This window comes from Streptococcus mitis subsp. hohhotensis, from assembly GCF_020089495.2.
Classification (GTDB): Bacteria; Bacillota; Bacilli; order Lactobacillales; family Streptococcaceae; genus Streptococcus; species Streptococcus hohhotensis.
On the sequence record NZ_JAIRCA020000007.1, the window covers coordinates 41,219 to 57,472 of the forward strand.

Below are 16,254 nucleotides of genomic sequence, written 5' to 3' on the forward strand. Positions count from 1 at the left end.
ATTTAAACTCTTTTGTTAAGCAGTCAGTACAAGAAGAAAAGGCTTAGATGAACTAAACCTTTTTCATGCTATGTTATTCTTTATTGAGTTTTATAATTTTTAGTAAGAAGATATCCTAGAAATTATACGACACAATTAAAAACTTTTGATTTTTTCTACAAAACTTTAAAGACGCTGGCACTGACGCCACCAACCATGTCTTTATCACTTAAATGGCTATTGGTCACCAAGAGTTCTAGATTTCCTGCATTTTCAAACTGGAACGCATCTCCTTTTGCATTAAAGACAATCAATAGGTGTTCTTCTCCATGAATCTCATAGACAATCCAACCACTATGCTCATTTGCTGAATGAACAAAGACATGATGGTAAATCTCATCATAAGTAGGGTAAGAAAAGGCACTGGTTTCTGTCTTCAAGCGAATAATTTGACGAATAAACTCAATACTATCTTGACGATCATTGATCAAATCCCAGTTGACTTGATTCACACTGTCAGGAGCGTTATAGCTATTCATAGCACGCTCTCTATCATCATGGGTCAACTCACTATTTTCACCAGTCGCAACCAATTTGGTACGACCAAATTCTTGACCGATTTCCATAAAGGCCATCCCTTGCATGAGTAGGTTCATAGCTGTGGCTGTTTCGACTTTACGCATGATTTGCTCGGAACTTTGGTCTGGATGTAGGGTTGCCAACAAATCGTGAAGATTGTAATTGTCATGGGCCTCTACATAGTTAAGCACTTGATTTGGATGTGTATAGGTTCCTAATTCACGGCTTCCTAGGATTGCTTTGGCTAGAATTGGCTCTGTAGCAGCACCGCTAACAAAACCTGATTTGATAGCCCCGTAAACTTCTCCACCTTTGACAGCATCGCGTTGATTGTCATTAAAGAAACCAATATTTGGCATCTGGTAGGCATTGTCCTTCTTAGCCTTATCATAAGGGGCAAGACCAGTACCCATATCCCATCCTTCTCCATAAAGGATAATGTTAGGATCAATTTCATCCAAACTCTGACGAATCATCTGCATGGTTTTAACATCATGAATCCCCATCAAATCAAAACGGAAGCCGTCAATATTGTATTCCTGCACCCAGTATAGAAGAGAATCAATCATATACTTGCGGAACATTTCGTGTTCGCTGGCTGTTTCATTTCCAACACCCGTTCCATTCTGGAAGGTACCGTCTGGATTCATACGATAATAGTAATCAGGGACAGTTGTTTGGAAAGGTGCATCAACAACTGAGAAGGTATGGTTATAAACCACATCCATAATGACACCAATACCCGCATCGTGATAGGCTTGAACCATGGTCTTCAAATCACGAATGACCTGAGCTGGATCCTCTGGATTAGTTGAAAGGCTCGTTTCTGGTGCATTATAGTTTTGTGGGTCATAACCCCAGTTGTAGGTTACATTCCCATCCTCATCGTATTCTTTGTGACGGTCTGCAATTGGTTGCAACTGAACATAATTATAGCCTATCTTCTTGATGTAATCAAAAGCAGTTGACTGGCCGTACTGGTTAACCGTTCCAGTCTGAGCAGCACCCAAGAAAGTTCCTCGAAGATGTTCATCTACACCTGAGGTCGGTGATTTGGTCAAATCACGAATGTGCATTTCACAAATAACTGCCTTACATGAATTTGCCAAGCGCCAAGTAGCCTCAGAACCATGCTTGACCTCGAAGTTTGCAACTTGCTTTTCTTCATGGCTCAGGATAGCTGAACGTTTGCCATCAGGACTGGTCGCGATGGTATAAGGATCGCGTGTCACTGTTTGGTGATGAGGGAATTGAACTTGATACTGATAAGCCTTACCAGTCAAATCTTCCTCAACATCCAAACTCCAAACACCGATTGTATTGTCCTTATGATTATAAGAGTAGCTATTGCCTCTCTCCATCTCAAAAGTCTTCCAAACAGGAGCATCATTAGCAGCTGATTCATAAACGACAACCTGCACTTCTGTCGCTGTTGGAGCCCAGAGAGCAAAATGAGCCTGATTGTCCTCTACACGGCAACCCAATTCTCCTTGATACCCCCAGTGGTGGTCGAAACTAGCACTATTGATAGCCTTGTCAAAGGCAAATGGATTTTGATTTTTATAGAAAGGACTGGCAATAGCAGGATTTTCAGAATAATAAATTCTGTCATCACCTTCCAAAATCCAGACCTCTGTTAAAAGAGGATAGTGATTAAAACGGATAGCATACTCTTTACTGGTTTGGCCTGTATGAACCACAAAATTCAAACTTTCTAGTGGATGAGAACTTGGATGTTCAAAACTAAATAAGGCGCCAAAATAATCTTCTTTGTAGGTCAGCAAATCAATTCGCTGGTCCTGACTTTTTACAAAAGAGCAAGTGTCGTATTCTCCATTCTTACGATGGTAGTGAATGCGCATAGGGTAGTTATACATTTTTTATTTTTCCTTTTTACTTCTTAATTTGTTTCTATTTGACTAATAAATTCTTGACCGATTTTGTCCCGATTAACAAACTAGTTATACTGTCTAAACTCTGGTTTTAAACTATCATTACAGACTTTCTAGCCAAGCTTCATCTCGAACCTCAATACCAAGTTCTTGTGCTTTTTGAAGTTTGCTTCCAGCATCTGCTCCTGCCACAACGAGGTCGGTCTTTTTAGAAACACTGCCTGTTACTTTTGCACCCAGACTTTCGAGTTTGCTTTTAGCTTCTGAGCGCTTGAGCCGTTCCAATTTTCCAGTCAATACAACGGTCAAACCTGACAAAGCCGCATTTGCCACTACAGTCTGACCTTTATAGTCCAGATTGACCCCAGCTTCTTTCAATTCTCTTAGGAGAATTTCAGAGCCTTCTGTCGCAAAATAAGTTTGAAGACTTTTGGCAATCACACCACCCAGACTTTCAATACTAGCCACTTCCTCTGGATCTGCCTGAGCCAGATTTTCAATTGAATGGAAATGTTGGAGTAAGAGCTGACTGGCCTTGCTTCCGACATGACGAATTCCCAAACCAAACAAGAGTTTTTCGGCAGAATTTTCCTTAGATGCTTGAATGGCTTGATACAGTTTAGAAGCAGACTTTTCCTTAACACCTTCTAAAAGTAGGAAATCCTCTTCTTGTAATCGGTAAATATCCGCCACATCCTTAACCAGATTAGCAGCAAATAGTTTCTCAACGATAGATGGACCAAGTCCTGTAATATTCATGGCATCTCGAGAGGCAAAGTGGATCAAGCCTTCCATGATTTGGGCAGGGCAACGTGGATTGATACAACGGAGAGCCACTTCATCTTCAAAGTGCAACAAGTCAGAATCACAACTTGGGCAGTTTGTAGGGATATCTAGTTTCTCTTCAGAAATCCGTTTGGACTCTACGACACGCAAAACGGCAGGGATGATATCTCCAGCCTTATAAACGATAACCGTATCATCTTTGCGGATATCTTTTTCAGCAATATAATCTACATTGTGCAAAGTCGCACGGCTAACAGTTGTCCCAGCAAGCTGAATAGGAGTCAGATTTGCAGTTGGCGTGACAACTCCAGTACGACCAACTGTCCAATCAACGGATAAGAGTTGGGCTTCTTTTTCCTCAGCAGGGAACTTATAGGCTACAGCCCACTTTGGAGCCTTAACGGTAAAGCCAAGTTCTTCTTGACCTGTTAGGTCATTGACCTTGATCACCACCCCATCGATATCATAAGATAGATTGTCTCGCTCCTGTCCTATCTCTTGGATGAAATCCCATATCTCATCCATGCTTTCAGCTAAGACTCGCTTTGGATTAACTACAAAACCAAGCTGTTCTAGGTGCTTCAACACTTTTTCTTGGCTGTCACGAGTTGAAGGACTGGCTTCTTGATATAAGAAAGTCGCAAGATTGCGCTTGGCTACTACTGCTGTATCCAGCTGACGTAGTGTTCCTGCTGCCGCATTACGAGGATTGGCAAATTCAGGCTCTCCATTTTCTTGGCGAGCTTGGTTGACCTGGTCAAAAGAGGCACGTGGCATGTAACATTCCCCACGAACTGTGATATCTAGTTCTTCTGGTAAGGTCAAAGGAATGTCCTTGACACGTTTGAGGTTCTCTGTGATATTTTCTCCAATAGACCCATCACCACGTGTGGCACCTGCAACTAAAATCCCCTTTTCATAAGTAAGAGAGATAGACAAACCATCTATTTTCAGCTCACAAATATAGGTTGGATGGGCTAGTTCCTTACGAACACGCGCATCAAAAGCATCAAGCTCCTCACGTGAAAAAGCATCCTGCAAACTATAAAGAGGATACTGATGACTGTATTTTTCAAAACCATCTAAAACCTTGCCACCAACACGATGGGTCGGACTGTCTGCTAATACTTGATCTGGATAGGCAGCCTCCAACTCAACCAACTCACGGTAAAGTCGGTCATACTCACTATCTGAAACCGACGGATTGTCACTGGTGTAGTACTCGGTCGCATAGCGATTGAGCAAGGCAACTAACTCATTCATTCTTTTATTCATAAAACCATTTTACCATAAACTAAGCCCTCCTCACAAACGAGAAGGGCGGAAAAAAACACTTAGATTGGAATTATTTTTAAAACTCAAACAGACTTATAGTTCTTTTTTAAAATGAGTTCGAACATAGCCTAGAGCTAATAAGGATAAGATGACAACTCCTAGTCCTATAATCAAGAAAGAATAAAAATGGACACTTGGAAGCCAGGTCATTAAACCTGTTGCTATAGGCATAAATAGTATAGCTAGGGTATAAATCGAGCTAAGTACTCTACCCAGATATTCACTTTCAACCTTGGTTTGTACTTGAGTAAAAAAGTGAATATTGAAAATTGTCATAAACAGTTCACAAATGAAATTTCCTGAAAAAGCAAGATAGGAGGGGAGGGTGAAACCCATTATCATCACTCCAAGCCCAGTCAGAGACAACAAAAACAGAAGCATTTCCATACTAGCTTTAATCTTACTAGCGAACAAGGCCCCAACAATAGATCCGATAGCTCCCATTGTTAAAATAGTGGCATAGGCACCTTGAACCCCATAGAGCTGATTTGAAAAGGGGAGGAGGTAATTAAAAGCTGCAAAGAAAAAATTGACACTTGAAGCTATGACTAACAAAAAGAAGATTTCTTTTTGCTTCACAATATAGTGAACTCCCTCCTTGATATCAGAAAAAATAACCTTGAATGTAAGTTTCTTCTCACCCAAAGCCTTCTCTTCTTTCTTTGGAAGCAAGGCTACCAAGCCAAAAGCGAGAAAAAAACTAAGAGCATCTAATACCAAGGTAATGCGGAGACTTGCAAATTGTAAAACAAGGAAGGAAAGAACAGGAGAACTAACACTTACAACCTGCAAAACCAGCTCTAAGCGAGAATTATAGGTTACAACCTCCTCTTTCTCTACAACCTCAATTATAATGGCTTTATTGGCAGTACGAGAAAAGGCAAAAGCAATCGCCTGCACAATATTAGCAACAATCAAAGCCCCAATCATCCAGCTGTCATTCTTTATGAACGAAATAGCCAGACAAAGAATCCCACAAACAAGGTCTGCCGCCATTAAAATCTTACGGCGAGAAAAACGGTCTGAAATGACTCCACCGAAGGGATTGACGAGAATGGATGTGACGAGCTCAGAAATCTGATACATTCCTAAAACAGTCTGTCCGATAGTCCCCATGGAAGCCAACCAGACACTATTTCCATAATCATAGAGCATATTCCCTATCTTGTTAACAGCTCCGCGACTAATCAGCTGTACTGCGTAACGATTCATATAAAAACTCCTCTCAAATTTTGAAACTATTGTATCAAAACCGAAAGGAGCTTTTTCATTTTTCCCTTATTTGGGAAAATTAATCTTTGACAAATTTTTCGTAGTGTTCTTGATAGTAGGCTACTTGCTCTGGAAGACCTAACACATCAAAAATATGCATGGCCTCTTTCATTTGGCTACAACCTTCTTTACACTGTCCTTTTTGGTACAAATCAAAGCCTTTTAGATAATGGAAAATATTACGCTCATAAAGCTTGATCCCTTTTCCAATAATCTTCTCTGTATAAGTCTCGAAATAGCTTGCATTGTCAAAAGAAAGATGCTCTAAACAATGCTGGTAACAATTGAGGGCCAAAATCAAAACCAATCTCTTATGGCGCCCAATCTCTTGGTAAAATTCTTCCCTCTCCATAACTTCTCTACCAATCCGTGTGACATAGTCCACATCGTAGAAACTATAGAGGTTACCAAACAGAATCAACTCATACATGGTCCATTCTTCTGTTTTGAAGAGATAATCTGCTACCTTATCCAAATCATCCTGCTTCATATCATAACTCGCATCTCTTTGACAAATCAGACCCTGTAACAAAATCCAGTTCAGCTCAAAATAAAGGGGAGTCGTCGAACTCTTAGCCTTTTCAAGTTGTTCTCTTTGAAGCTTTTGAAAACCTGCAATATCATTTGAATAGTAAAGAGGAACAATTTGTCCCATCATGGCAACATGTTCATGATTATGAAAATTCCTTGCCTTATCCATGAAATTTTCGATTGTGACATGAATGTTATCCAAAATCTCAAAGAAACGTGAGACTGCTAGGTCAGACTCCCCAAGCTCAAATCGAGATAACTGGGAGGTAGAGCAGGACTCGCCTGCAGCCTCCTTTAAAGAATAATTTCCACTTGTCCGAAATTCACGAAATACTTTTCCAAGATGTTCCATCTTTACACCTGCTCTGATAATTCTTCCCACTCAAGCATAGCTTCTTCCTGACTATGGCTGATTTTGTCCAGCTCAGCCTGCAATTCCATGAGTTTACCTGCATCGTTTGTTTCCAACATTTGTTCAGAAATGGTTTGGCTTTGACTTTCTAACTCTTCGATTTCAGCTTCTAAATTTTCGATTTGTCGCATGAGCTTGCGGGCTTCTTTTTGACTTTCTTTCTGAGCTTGATAGTCATTAACTGGGTTTGCTTCTTTTGCTTGATTACTGGTTAAAGCTTCCTCTGTCAGACTGACTTCCATTTCAGCCTTTTTATCGACATAATAGTCGTAATCTCCAAGATAGAGAGTCGAACCATTTTCAGATAATTCCAGTACATGAGTTGCCACACGATTGATAAAGTAACGGTCATGGCTGACGAATAGAAGAGTTCCATCAAAGTCAATCAAGGCATTTTCCAACACTTCCTTGCTATCAATATCCAAGTGGTTGGTCGGTTCATCCAGAATCAAGAAATTGTTGTTTTCCATAGAGAGTTTAGCCAAAAGCAAACGAGCTTTCTCGCCACCTGACAGCATGCCAACTGATTTTTTAACATCATCACCAGAGAAAAGGAAGGCACCAAGGCGGTTACGAATTTCAACTTCCGGTGTCAGTTTAAAATCATTCCAGAGTTCATCCAGTACAGTATTACTTGGTGTCAGCTTGCTTTGGGTTTGGTCATAGTAACCAACCTCAACATTGACGCCAAAGCGCTTTTCACCCTTGATAAAAGGAATCTGGTCCACAATAGACTTGATAAAGGTTGATTTCCCAATACCATTGGGACCAACAATAGCGACAGCATTCATCTTACGAAGATCCAGATTGATAGGCTCTGACAATATTTCCCCATCATAGCCAATAGCCGCATTTTCAACAATCAAAACAACATTGCCCGATGTTTTCTCAGACTGGAAGGTCATATTTGCTGATTTCTTGCCAGCTTCAGGCTTGTCCAAACGCTCCATTTTTTCCAGTTGTTTACGACGAGATTGGGCACGTTTGGTCGTCGAAGCTCGGACTAGATTGCGATTGACAAAATCTTCCAGAGCTGCAATTTCCTTCTGTTGCTTTTCATAGTTTTTTGCCTCAGTAGCTAGCTTTTGCTCCTTCAACTCGACAAAACGAGAGTAGTTCCCCACATAGCGATCCAAGGAATGCTTGGTCAAATCCAGCGTAATCGTTGCAACCTTGTCCAAGAAATAACGGTCGTGGCTGACAATAATGAGGGCACCGCTATAGTTTACTAGGTAACTCTCTAGCCAGGCAATGGTTTCAATATCCAAGTGGTTGGTTGGCTCGTCCAATACCAAGAGATTGGGCTTTTCAAGTAGCATTTTGGCAAGTGCCAAACGAGTATTTTGACCACCTGAAAGTTCAGCTATTTTCATCTGCCACATAGACTCGTCAAACTTGAATCCATTCAAGATCGCTCGAATATCAGCTTCATAGGTAAAGCCACCTGCTTGGCGAAAATTCTCAGATAAGCGGTCGTAATCTGACATCAGCTTATTCAAGTCCTCACCAGACTTTTCTCCCATTTCCAACTCCATCTGACGCAGTTGTTTCTCCGTCCGACGCAAATCATCAAAGACATGAAGCATTTCATCATAGATGGTATTTTCAGACTCAAAACGGCTATCTTGGGCTAGGTAAGACAGAGAAATATCTTTTTTCTTATTGATTTCTCCACTAGTTGGCTCCTCTTCTCCAACCAAAATCTTCAAAAGAGTAGACTTACCTGCACCATTTTTCCCAACAAGGGCAATCCGATCTCGTTCATCAACTTGTAGGTTAATATTATCAAAAAGAACCTCTCCTGCAAAAGAACGTTCAATTTTATTAGCTTGTAAAATAATCATACAAGTAGTATAGCATGTTTCCCTAAGGCATTCAAGACTTGATAAACCAGTATATGACACCACTTTTCTGAAAATTATGCTACCGTTTTACTAAAACGCTAAAAAGTGCTATAATGTGAACGGTTAAAACAATTTACAAAAAGGAGAATTTTAATGTCTTACCAAGAAAATTACCAGAAATGGGTTGATTTTGCGGAGCTTCCTGACTACCTTCGTCAAGATTTGGAAAATATGGACGAAAAAACAAAGGAAGATGCCTTCTATACAAATCTTGAATTTGGTACTGCAGGGATGCGTGGCTTGATTGGTGCTGGTACAAACCGCATCAACATCTACGTTGTTCGCCAAGCTACTGAAGGTTTGGCTCGTTTGATTGAGTCAAAAGGTGGAAACGAAAAAGAACGTGGTGTCGCAATCGCCTACGATAGCCGTCACTTCTCACCTGAGTTTGCTTTTGAATCTGCGGCAGTTCTTGCTAAACACGGCATCAAATCTTATGTATTTGAAAGCCTTCGTCCAACTCCAGAGCTATCATTTGCAGTTCGTCACCTCAACTGTTTCGCAGGTATCATGGTCACAGCCAGCCACAACCCTGCACCATTTAACGGTTACAAGGTTTACGGTGAAGACGGTGGACAAATGCCTCCACACGACGCGGACGCTTTGACTACTTATATCCGTGCAATCGAAAACCCATTTGCAGTTGAAGTTGCTGATGTGGAAGCTGAAAAAGCTTCTGGCTTGATTGAAGTTATCGGTGAAGCTGTTGATGTTGAATACCTCAAAGAAGTTAAGGACGTTAACATCAACCCAGCCTTGATTGAAGAATTCGGTAAAGACATGAAGATTGTCTACACACCACTTCATGGTACTGGTGAAATGTTGGCTCGTCGTGCTCTTGCCCAAGCAGGATTTGACTCTGTTCAAGTCGTTGAAGCGCAAGCAACTGCTGACCCAGACTTCTCAACTGTAAAATCGCCAAACCCAGAAAGCCAAGCAGCCTTTGCACTTGCTGAAGAACTTGGTCGTCAAGTTGGTGCAGACGTTCTTGTCGCAACTGACCCTGATGCTGACCGTGTTGGTGTTGAAGTTCTTCAAAAAGATGGTAGCTACCTCAACCTTTCAGGTAACCAAATCGGTGCCATCATGGCTAAATACATCTTGGAAGCCCACAAAAACGCTGGAACTCTTCCTGAAAATGCAGCCCTCTGCAAATCTATCGTATCAACTGACTTGGTAACGAAGATTGCTGAAAGCTACGGCGCAACTATGTTCAACGTTTTGACAGGTTTCAAATTTATCGCTGAGAAAATCCAAGAATTCGAAGAAAAACACAATCACACTTACATGATGGGATTTGAAGAAAGCTTCGGTTACTTGATTAAACCATTCGTACGTGATAAAGATGCTATCCAAGCCGTTCTAGTCGTTGCTGAACTTGCTGCCTACTACCGTTCACGTGGTTTGACACTTGCTGACGGTATCGAAGAAATCTACAAAGAGTACGGTTACTACGCAGAAAAAACAATCTCTGTTACTCTTTCAGGTGTGGATGGTGCAGAACAAATCAAAGCGATTATGGCTAAATTCCGTAACAATGCTCCAAAAGAATGGAACGCAACAGCTATCACTGTCGTAGAAGACTTCAAGGCGCAAACTGCTACTGCTGCTGACGGAACTGTTACAAACTTAACAACTCCTCCAAGTGATGTGTTGAAATACACACTTGCTGACGGTTCATGGATTGCTGTTCGCCCTTCAGGTACAGAACCAAAAATCAAATTCTACATTGCAGTTGTAGGTGAAACCAACGAAGAATCACAAGCTAAGATTGCTAATATCGAAGCAGAAATCAATGCTTTTGTAAAATAAAATCCTATAAAAGATGAGACCAAACAATCTCATCTTTTTTTCGTATCAAATCTAAGCAATTTTAGAAACTTTATGGCATACTAGACTTATCAATGAAAGCGAGGTAATCTCATGGAACAATTTTTAGATAATATCAAAGACCTTGAAGTAACTACAGTTGCGCGTGCGCAAGAAGCTCTTGATAAAAAAGAAACTGCAACCTTCTTTATCGGTCGCAAAACTTGCCCTTACTGCCGTAAATTTGCAGGTACTTTGGCAGGTGTCATAGCTGAAACCAAAGCTCACATCTACTTCATCAATAGTGAAGAACCAAGCCAACTCAATGAGTTGCAAGCATTCCGCTCACGCTACGGAATCCCAACTGTACCAGGCTTTGTTCACATTGCGGATGGACAAATCAATGTCCGTTGCGACTCTTCAATGTCAGCACAAGAAATCAAAGAATTTGCAGGATTGTAAAAAACCAGCTAACAAGTTTTAAAATCACAAAAACGCATAATGGAGCCGAAGAACGCTTTGTGAAGTACATAGATTTTTAGGATACGACAAAAATGTTGTATCCTTTTTTCGCAAAGGAATACCAAAGACAAAAATAAAAAACGTTGATTTAACAACGTTTTACCAAGGAATGCAAAAGAATGCAAAGGAATAATGGAGCCGGTGGGAGTCGAACCCACGTCCAAACACCTGCCAACATATTTGTCTACAACCATAGGTTATGTATTAGTTTAACAGTCCCTCGACACATAACTCAAGCCTAGAAACTGCGAGTCTATCAATCTCTTATCAAGCCACTAGACAAGACTCAATCGTATCTCGCTAATAATAAGACCTGTCATTGAACACGAGCAATCCAAATCGGGTCACGCCTGCTGGTTTTTAGGCAGCTAGAGCGTAAGAAGTGTTATTTTTTGCAGTTATATTTAACTGAGCGTTTACGTCGCCACACGAGTCGCAAAATATGCCTCATAATGCCTGTCGAATCCGTAACGACCCCAAAAGACAATAAAACCATTATACCTTATCTAACTAAAAAATGCAAAAGGGAAATCAACTAACTAAAAAAGATAGTCTTTCAAGGCTTTTGACAAAACCTGATAACCAGCAACACTGAGGTGCAGCCCATCAGTTGTGTAGTCTTTTTTGAGTTGGCCTGCTTGGTCTGTCAAACTATCAAAAACTGGTACAAATTCCACCTGCATATAGGCAGAAGCAAGCTCTTGATAGGCTTGATTCCATTTCTGAATTTTTTCATTTGTGCGGATATAGACTGTCTGCTTGTACTCCTCTCCCTCATTGACTGGCAAAATAGAAAGCAATTTAATCTCAGTCAATGGATAATCGTGAGTAATGGATTGTATGATAGCTTCGAGATTATTGAGAGTCTCATTCACAGGCACATCTTTTCCAATATCGTTCGTCCCAATTAAAAGGACAATTTTATCTACCGCCCCACCGTACAGATGCGCATCCAGATTCTCTAATAACAGTCCTGTCTGATAACCTCGAATGCCTCGATTGACAATCGTCTTCGAAGTCCCAAATAGTTCCTGCAGAGGATAATATTCGACAATGGAATCCCCAATAAAAAGAATGTCTGGCTCTACAACAGAAACCTGATTTAAGTGACGATACTTGGTTTGGATTTTTTCTTGTTCCTTTAGTAACCAATTTTCTAATAACTGTACTGCCACTTCATTCTCCTTTTTCTAACCAGTTTTCCAAGACTTGATAAACTCCGCTTTGGCTGTTGGCTGGCGCTAGAGCAGTCGCCACAGCTTTGGCTTTCTCATCAGCATTTTCCATCGCATAGGCAATTCCAGCCATTTCAAGCATTTCAACATCATTTTCACTATCGCCAAAAGCCATAATTTGTTGGGGCTTCAAGTCCCAACGCTTGAGTAATTCTTCCAAGCCCCATGCTTTATGAATCCCAGCTTGGAGGATATCAATACAACCATAGCCACTCGATACAGCCCGAACACGGCCATCAAAGAGATCATTGATTTCTTCCAAAACCGAACTCAAACGTTCCTCACCAACAACCATACTCATCTTGAGCACACCACCAAAGAGGTCAGAGGTTAATTCATCCACAAACTGCATCCGTTGGTAGAATTTCTCAATCATTTCTGGAGTCATAAAACTTTCAAGGTCTGTAAAAATCGTACCTTCTTTGACAAAACCACCTTTCATAGCCGTCACAACAAACTGATCCTGACACGCTCGACCCTTGAAATGAGCCAAAGCCTTATCGACAATGGCATCATCCCAAGTCTGAGCCTGAATCAGTTCATTGTTTTCAAAAATACGAGCACCGTTTGCAACAACCAGAACCACTCGATTGACCAAGTGCTCCAGTAGTTGCCTCATGCGGTGAATTTCATTGCCCGTCGCGATGACAAAACGAATACCCCTTTGATCCAACTGATCTAAAATCTTTTCCAATCGTGGGAGATTAAGCTGGCCTCTAGCATCCAGCAAGGTCCCATCCATATCTGTCGCAATTACTTTAATCGTCATTTTCTTTCCTCTGGATTCAAGCTAGTCCCACTTCAATCCAACATGTTCGTTCATTTCTTTGTAGGCTGTATCAATTCGTTCCTTAGTCACTTCATCTAACTGGTCACGATGACTGCCACCCTCTATGAAATCTTCCAAGATATAGGTTTGATAATGATATAAAGGATAGCCCTCTGGTGAAAAGGTTCCCTTTGGTGTTCGATTGACCCAAGTAGGATGAGCTTTAGCTGTTCCGATAGTTGTTTTTCCATCCTTCTTCTTAATGGTCACGTCCATGAGAACACCCCGTTCAGTCCACTTAGCATTTTCTACCCCTTGCATGGTCTCAATTCGTTGATTGGAAATGAAGTTCCCCATTGAATAGATAATGAGTTTCTTGTCCCCATCTTTTTCAACAATTTCAGACGGTTCAACTACGTGTGGATGCCCTCCAAAGATAATATCTGCTCCCCAATCAATCATCTTGTGATAAAGAGCTTTTTGCTCTTCAGTCGGTTCTATGCGATACTCAACACCCATTTGTGGCATGATAATGGTGATATCTGCTTCCTTTTCCGCCCGTTCAATTTCAGACTTCATTTTATTCTCATCTAAATCTGAAAGATAGTGATTATAATCCTCTTGAGAAATATTTTGCTCAATTCCATTAAATCCATAAGAATAAGCCAAAAGTGCAACCTTGATACCATTCACTTCCTTAATGACCAGCGGAGCCTGATCACGTGGCTCGTGCGTATAAACTCCAATTGGTGTTATTCCTGCTTTTTCGATAGCATTTGCCGTTGAAATAACCCCCTCAATTTGCGAATCCAAAATGTGATTATGAGCCAAATCTAGAACATGGTAACCTGCATCCTTAATGGCATCCATAACTTCAGCAGGAGCATTAAAGAGAGGATAACCTGCTAAATAATGATCCTTATTAATGGTTCCTTCAAAGTCACCAATAGCTAAGTCTGCTTGCTTAAGCCAAGGAGTAACATACTCAAAATTCTCATGAAAATCATACGTTCCATCATCCTTTTTTGCTGAAAAGTAAAGAATATCATGATAAAGCAAATCACCATGAGCCATAATTCTAGCAGTTTTTTCCTCTTCCTGCTCCTGAGAATTTTTCTTAGTTCCTTCTTGAGAAATAGTATCTCGTTTTTGACTGGTCATAGGCATGCCTTGGAAGCTTTCAAACAACAAGACCAAGCCCATTGATAAAGCAACTGCTAGCAAGAGTATCGCCACAAATCCTTTATTGCTCCACCTGCGATAACTCCTAAAAAAGTTTACCAAGCCCTTCATAAAACGAAAAGCTAAACCACCCTGATTTCTATCTTGTCTTCTTTTCATCTTCATTCTCCCTACTTTCTTATGCAAGCCTTTTCTTTTTATTATATCACAGATAAGTAATTCTTTCACAATTGATACTCTTCGAAAATCAAATTCAAACCACGTCAGCGTCGCCTTACCGTACTCAAGTACAGCCTGCGGCTAGCTTCCTAGTTTGCTCTTTGATTTTCATTGAGTATGAATTGAACATACTATCTATTTTCTATAAATCCTAAAGGCTGTAATACTTTCAATCCTTGTCATTTTGTGTTATCATGTAGAGGTAATGAAAGGAGAGAAAATGTCTGCTATAGAACGTATTACAAAAGCTGCTCACTTAATTGATATGAACGATATTATCCGCGAGGGGAATCCTACTCTACGCGCAGTTGCTGAGGAAGTCACTTTCCCCCTATCTGACCAGGAAATTATCCTAGGCGAAAAGATGATGCAATTCCTTAAACATTCCCAAGATCCCGTCATGGCTGAAAAAATGGGGCTCCGCGGTGGGGTTGGACTTGCTGCTCCTCAATTGGATATCTCAAAACGCATTATCGCTGTTTTGGTACCTAATATTGTTGAAGAAGGCGAAACTCCACAGGAAGCCTACGACTTACAAGCCATTATGTATAATCCAAAGATCGTCTCTCACTCTGTTCAAGACGCTGCTCTTGGCGAAGGAGAAGGTTGCCTATCTGTTGACCGTAACGTGCCTGGCTATGTAGTTCGCCATGCTCGCGTCACTGTTGACTACTTTGACAAAGATGGAGAAAAACACCGCATCAAACTCAAAGGCTACAACTCCATCGTTGTTCAGCATGAAATTGACCACATCAACGGAATCATGTTTTACGATCGTATCAATGAAAAAGACCCATTTGAAGTTAAAGATGGTTTACTGATTCTTGAATAAAGAAAATCCCGTTGCAAGACGGGGTTTTGTGTTATAATAGAGGCATGAAAACAAATGATATTGTCTATGGCGTTCACGCCGTTACCGAAGCCCTCCTTGCAAACACAGGAAACAAACTTTACCTCCAAGAAGATCTCCGAGGTAAGAATGTTGAGAAAGTCAAGGAACTAGCTACAGAAAAGAAGGTCTCCATTTCTTGGACCTCAAAAAAATCCCTCTCTGAGATGACTGAAGGTGCTGTCCACCAAGGTTTTGTTCTACGAGTGTCCGAATTTGCCTATAGTGAGCTGGACCAAATCCTTGTCAAAACACGCCAAGAAGAAAATCCTTTGCTATTAATTCTGGACGGGTTAACCGACCCCCATAATCTGGGTTCTATCTTGCGAACAGCCGATGCGACCAACGTTTCAGGTGTCATCATTCCCAAACACCGTGCTGTCGGTGTTACTCCTGTCGTTGCCAAAACGGCCACAGGTGCTATTGAACACGTTCCGATTGCCCGAGTAACCAACCTCAGTCAAACTCTAGACAAACTCAAGGATGAAGGCTTCTGGACCTTTGGAACAGATATGAACGGTACTCCTTGCCACAAGTGGAATACAAAAGGAAAAATCGCCCTCATCATCGGAAATGAAGGAAAAGGCATCTCTAGCAACATCAAAAAACAGGTTGATGAAATGATTACCATTCCTATGAATGGACATGTTCAAAGCCTCAATGCCAGTGTTGCTGCGGCCATTCTCATGTACGAAGTTTTCCGAAATCGCCTATAAAAGAGGCTGGACAAAAACTAACTTCTAACTAAAAGCACACAGTGATTTTTAAATAACTGATTTGTAGATTAAATTCTTGGACAATTTTGTAAACCCCATGCTGATTAAGATGAATCCAAGCTCTACTACACTGGCCTACTTGTCTCTAACACACACTCTGAGTTCACCAAAAATATTCTCTAATTTACGAAAAACGAGATCAGTTGCCATCTTACATTTTGCA

Annotated in this window: 12 protein-coding genes and 1 other RNA gene; 4 read left to right on the forward strand and 9 right to left on the reverse strand. The window is 40.9% G+C overall.

Annotation, left to right across the window (positions count from 1 at the left end):
- Nucleotides 1-155 precede the first annotated feature (155 nt).
- From pulA to K4Z77_RS04255, 5 genes are all read right to left on the reverse strand, one after another.
- Nucleotides 156-2,435, reverse strand: coding sequence for a type I pullulanase (pulA, locus tag K4Z77_RS04235; RefSeq protein WP_224218556.1), 2,280 nt, complete (start codon nt 2,433-2,435; stop codon nt 156-158).
- 117 nt (nt 2,436-2,552) lie between these two features.
- Nucleotides 2,553-4,511 (reverse strand): NAD-dependent DNA ligase LigA, encoded by a 1,959-nt coding sequence (gene ligA / locus K4Z77_RS04240; protein WP_224218557.1) that lies wholly within the window; start codon nt 4,509-4,511, stop codon nt 2,553-2,555.
- 93 nt (nt 4,512-4,604) lie between these two features.
- Entirely contained in the window at nt 4,605-5,783 is a 1,179-nt protein-coding gene (locus K4Z77_RS04245; RefSeq protein ID WP_049539297.1) for an MFS transporter, read from the reverse strand.
- A 79-nt stretch (nt 5,784-5,862) separates the two neighbouring features.
- Nucleotides 5,863-6,726, reverse strand: coding sequence for an Rgg family transcriptional regulator (locus tag K4Z77_RS04250; protein ID WP_224218558.1), 864 nt, complete (start codon nt 6,724-6,726; stop codon nt 5,863-5,865).
- Between the two features lie 2 nt (nt 6,727-6,728).
- Nucleotides 6,729-8,630 (reverse strand): ABC-F family ATP-binding cassette domain-containing protein, encoded by a 1,902-nt coding sequence (locus K4Z77_RS04255; RefSeq protein WP_224218559.1) that lies wholly within the window; start codon nt 8,628-8,630, stop codon nt 6,729-6,731.
- Nucleotides 8,631-8,783: 153 nt separating this feature from the next.
- Between K4Z77_RS04255 and K4Z77_RS04260 the strand changes: the two genes are divergently transcribed.
- Both K4Z77_RS04260 and K4Z77_RS04265 read left to right on the forward strand, forming a co-directional pair.
- Nucleotides 8,784-10,502 (forward strand): phospho-sugar mutase, encoded by a 1,719-nt coding sequence (locus tag K4Z77_RS04260; protein ID WP_000121686.1) that lies wholly within the window; start codon nt 8,784-8,786, stop codon nt 10,500-10,502.
- Between the two features lie 111 nt (nt 10,503-10,613).
- Nucleotides 10,614-10,961: a DUF6568 family protein gene (locus K4Z77_RS04265; protein WP_101784839.1), complete on the forward strand. Its 348-nt coding sequence runs from the start codon at nt 10,614-10,616 to the stop codon at nt 10,959-10,961.
- 190 nt (nt 10,962-11,151) lie between these two features.
- On the opposite strand, the gene ssrA is transcribed toward K4Z77_RS04265, so the two are convergent.
- The 4 genes from ssrA to K4Z77_RS04285 form a co-directional block, all read right to left on the reverse strand.
- Nucleotides 11,152-11,499: a transfer-messenger RNA gene (ssrA, locus tag K4Z77_RS04270) on the reverse strand.
- Nucleotides 11,500-11,560: 61 nt separating this feature from the next.
- Nucleotides 11,561-12,196 carry an SGNH/GDSL hydrolase family protein gene (locus K4Z77_RS04275; protein ID WP_224218560.1) on the reverse strand — a complete coding sequence of 212 codons (636 nt, stop codon included), beginning with the start codon at nt 12,194-12,196 and terminating at the stop codon, nt 11,561-11,563.
- 1 nt (nt 12,197) lies between these two features.
- On the reverse strand, nt 12,198-13,025 hold the full coding sequence (locus K4Z77_RS04280; protein ID WP_224218561.1) for an HAD family hydrolase: 828 nt from the start codon (nt 13,023-13,025) through the stop codon (nt 12,198-12,200).
- A gap of 21 nt (nt 13,026-13,046) precedes the next feature.
- Nucleotides 13,047-14,366, reverse strand: coding sequence for a CapA family protein (locus K4Z77_RS04285; RefSeq protein WP_343236528.1), 1,320 nt, complete (start codon nt 14,364-14,366; stop codon nt 13,047-13,049).
- A gap of 280 nt (nt 14,367-14,646) precedes the next feature.
- Between K4Z77_RS04285 and def the strand changes: the two genes are divergently transcribed.
- Both def and rlmB read left to right on the forward strand, forming a co-directional pair.
- Nucleotides 14,647-15,258, forward strand: a complete 612-nt coding sequence (gene def, locus K4Z77_RS04290) for a peptide deformylase (RefSeq protein ID WP_045611905.1) — start codon at nt 14,647-14,649, stop codon at nt 15,256-15,258.
- A 44-nt stretch (nt 15,259-15,302) separates the two neighbouring features.
- Nucleotides 15,303-16,031, forward strand: a complete 729-nt coding sequence (gene rlmB / locus K4Z77_RS04295; RefSeq protein WP_084890185.1) for a 23S rRNA (guanosine(2251)-2'-O)-methyltransferase RlmB — start codon at nt 15,303-15,305, stop codon at nt 16,029-16,031.
- The last annotated feature ends 223 nt before the right edge of the window (nt 16,032-16,254 follow it).

Coding starts and splice junctions, on each gene's coding strand:
- pulA (WP_224218556.1), bottom strand. CDS start 2,435: ATGTATAACTACCCTATGCGCATTCACTACCATCGTAAGAATGGAGAA.
- ligA (WP_224218557.1), bottom strand. CDS start 4,511: ATGAATAAAAGAATGAATGAGTTAGTTGCCTTGCTCAATCGCTATGCG.
- K4Z77_RS04245 (WP_049539297.1), bottom strand. CDS start 5,783: ATGAATCGTTACGCAGTACAGCTGATTAGTCGCGGAGCTGTTAACAAG.
- K4Z77_RS04250 (WP_224218558.1), bottom strand. CDS start 6,726: ATGGAACATCTTGGAAAAGTATTTCGTGAATTTCGGACAAGTGGAAAT.
- K4Z77_RS04255 (WP_224218559.1), bottom strand. CDS start 8,630: ATGATTATTTTACAAGCTAATAAAATTGAACGTTCTTTTGCAGGAGAG.
- K4Z77_RS04260 (WP_000121686.1), top strand. CDS start 8,784: ATGTCTTACCAAGAAAATTACCAGAAATGGGTTGATTTTGCGGAGCTT.
- K4Z77_RS04265 (WP_101784839.1), top strand. CDS start 10,614: ATGGAACAATTTTTAGATAATATCAAAGACCTTGAAGTAACTACAGTT.
- K4Z77_RS04280 (WP_224218561.1), bottom strand. CDS start 13,025: ATGACGATTAAAGTAATTGCGACAGATATGGATGGGACCTTGCTGGAT.
- K4Z77_RS04285 (WP_343236528.1), bottom strand. CDS start 14,366: ATGAAAAGAAGACAAGATAGAAATCAGGGTGGTTTAGCTTTTCGTTTT.
- def (WP_045611905.1), top strand. CDS start 14,647: ATGTCTGCTATAGAACGTATTACAAAAGCTGCTCACTTAATTGATATG.
- rlmB (WP_084890185.1), top strand. CDS start 15,303: ATGAAAACAAATGATATTGTCTATGGCGTTCACGCCGTTACCGAAGCC.